This window comes from Bradyrhizobium sp. (assembly GCF_016462955.1).
Classification (GTDB): Bacteria; Pseudomonadota; Alphaproteobacteria; order Rhizobiales; family Xanthobacteraceae; genus Bradyrhizobium.
The window spans coordinates 1,530-3,939 of sequence record NZ_JAEMSD010000528.1 but is presented as its reverse complement, the minus strand read 5'-3'; the positions used below and the strand labels follow the sequence as shown (position 1 = coordinate 3,939).

The 2,410-nt window shown below is 63.7% G+C and carries 3 protein-coding genes; all 3 read left to right on the top strand.

Annotated elements, in window-relative coordinates:
• Nucleotides 1-181 precede the first annotated feature (181 nt).
• Complete coding sequence (gene ntrB, locus JHD07_RS33530; protein WP_291629957.1) at nt 182-1,024, top strand: nitrate ABC transporter permease; 843 nt, start codon at nt 182-184, stop codon at nt 1,022-1,024.
• 5 nt (nt 1,025-1,029) lie between these two features.
• Nucleotides 1,030-1,953 (top strand): ABC transporter ATP-binding protein, encoded by a 924-nt coding sequence (locus tag JHD07_RS33525; RefSeq protein ID WP_291629955.1) that lies wholly within the window; start codon nt 1,030-1,032, stop codon nt 1,951-1,953.
• Between the two features lie 14 nt (nt 1,954-1,967).
• A partial coding sequence (cynS, locus tag JHD07_RS33520) for a cyanase (RefSeq protein WP_291629953.1) occupies nt 1,968-2,410 on the top strand: 443 nt, incomplete at its 3' end.

The window sequence follows — 2,410 nt, the reverse complement described above, 5'->3', positions numbered from 1 at the left end:
GAGTGGAGCTTCATCCTTCGAGACGGCGCTTCGCGCCTCCTCAGGATAAGGTCTTTCTTACCTCGCCCGCTTGCGGGGAGAGGTCGGATCGCTCTTGCGATCCGGGTGAGGGGGTACAGGTCCCTCGACGATCTCACGCGTGGAGAGAGGCCCCTCACCCCGTAAGAACGGGGAGAGGGAGATGAACAACACCTCCCTTCGCGTTCGAGCCGGCCTCGTCTCCATCGTGCTGCTCGCCGCTTTCCTCGGCATCTGGCATATCGCCACGCGCTCGACCGGCACGACGACGACGATGAGCCCGGAATACGCCAAGCTGATGGGGCTGACGGCCACACAAGGCAAATCCGCGATGCCCGGGCCGCTCGATGTCGGCGCAAAGCTCTGGGAGCATCTCAAGCGGCCGTTCTACGACAACGGGCCGAACGACAAGGGGCTCGGAATCCAGCTCGGCTATTCCATCGCGCGGGTCGGCACCGGCTATCTCTTGGCGGTGCTGGTCGCGATCCCGCTCGGCTTTTTGATCGGCATGTCGCCGCTGCTGAGCAAGGCGCTCGATCCCTTCATCCAGGTGCTGAAGCCGATCTCGCCTTTGGCCTGGATGCCGCTCGCGCTCTATACCATCAAGGATTCCTCGGTCTCCGCGATATTCGTCATCTTCATCTGCTCGATCTGGCCGATGCTGCTCAACACCGTGTTCGGCGTGGCGAGCGTCCGCAAGGAATGGATCAACGTCGCGCGGACGCTGGAGGTCGGAACCATCAGGCGTGCCTTCACCGTGATCCTTCCGGCAGCTGCGCCGACCATCCTGACAGGCATGCGCATCTCGATCGGCATCGCCTGGCTCGTGATCGTCGCCGCCGAGATGCTCGTTGGCGGCACCGGCATCGGCTATTTCGTCTGGAACGAGTGGAATAATTTGTCGATCACCAACGTCATCATCGCGATCCTCCTGATCGGGGTCGTCGGCATGCTGCTCGACCAGATCCTGGCGCGTTTCACGCGCATGGTCACGTTTCCGGAGTAGCGGCGGTGTCCGACAAATTCATCTCGATCGAGGGCATCGCGAAACGCTATCCGGGAGCGGGCGGCGCGACCACCACCATCTTCGAGGATCTGTGGCTGTCGATGGCGCGCGGCGAGTTCGCCTGCGTGATCGGGCATTCCGGCTGCGGCAAGACCACGGTGCTCAACATCCTCGCCGGGCTCGATGCGCCGAGCGAGGGGGCCGTCATCGTCGACGGGCAGGCGATCTCGGGCACCAGCCTCGACCGTGCCGTGATCTTCCAGAGCCACGCGCTGCTACCCTGGCGCACCGTGCTCGGCAACGTCGCCTATGCCGTCAGCTCGAAATGGCGCAGCTGGGACCGCGCCAAGGTGCGGGCGCATGCGCAGAAATTCATCGATCTCGTCGGCCTGTCCGGCTCCGAGCACAAACGTCCGTCGGAGCTGTCGGGCGGCATGAAGCAGCGCGTCGGCATCGCGCGGGCGCTGTCGATCACGCCGAAGATGATGCTGATGGACGAGCCGTTCTCGGCGCTGGACGCGCTGACGCGTGGCACGCTGCAGGACGAGGTCCGTCGCATTTGCCTCGAGACCGGACAGACCGCGTTCATGATCACCCATGACGTCGACGAGGCGATCTATCTCGCCGACAAGATCTTCCTGATGACCAACGGCCCCGGCGCAGTACTGGCGGAGGTGGTCGAGAACCCGCTGCCGCGCGACCGCGGTCGCACCGACCTGCATCGCCATCCGCTCTACTACGCCCTGCGCAACCACATCATCGATTTCCTGGTGACGCGCAGCAAGACGTTTGTCGCCGAGACGCCCGGTCACGATCCGCGCAACGTGCCGGTGGTTCAGATCGGCAAGCCCGGCCTCTCGATCGCCGCGAACGGCGAGGAGCAAAGACAGACCTGGATACCCGGGCCCAGTCCCGGACTCACCGCCTGACAGGAGACCCTGACATGAAACGCGAAGACCTCACCGAGAAGCTGCTCGACATCAAGCGCGAGAAGGGCTGGAGCTGGAAGCACATCTGCGAGAAGATCGGCGGCTATTCCGAGGTTCTGATCGTCGGTGCGATCATGGGCCAGATGAAGCTGACCAAGCCGCAGGCGGCCAATGCCGGCGAACTGTTCGGCCTGTCGAAGGCGGAAGTCGCGATGCTCAACGAGGTGCCGATGCGCGGCACCGGCACGCCGATGCCGCCGACCGATCCCCTGATCTACCGCTTCTACGAGATGGTGATGGTGAACGGTCCGGCCTGGAAGGCGCTGATCGAGGAGGAGTTCGGCGACGGTATCATGTCGGCGATCGACTTCGACATGGGCATCGAGCGCGTGGCTAACCCCAAGGGCGACCGGGTCAAGATCACCATGAGCGGCAAATTCCTGCCGTACAAATATTA

What these genes read in the sequence shown, in the direction of transcription:
- ntrB (WP_291629957.1), top strand. Translation starts at nt 182, where the DNA reads ATGAACAACACCTCCCTTCGCGTTCGAGCCGGCCTCGTCTCCATCGTG.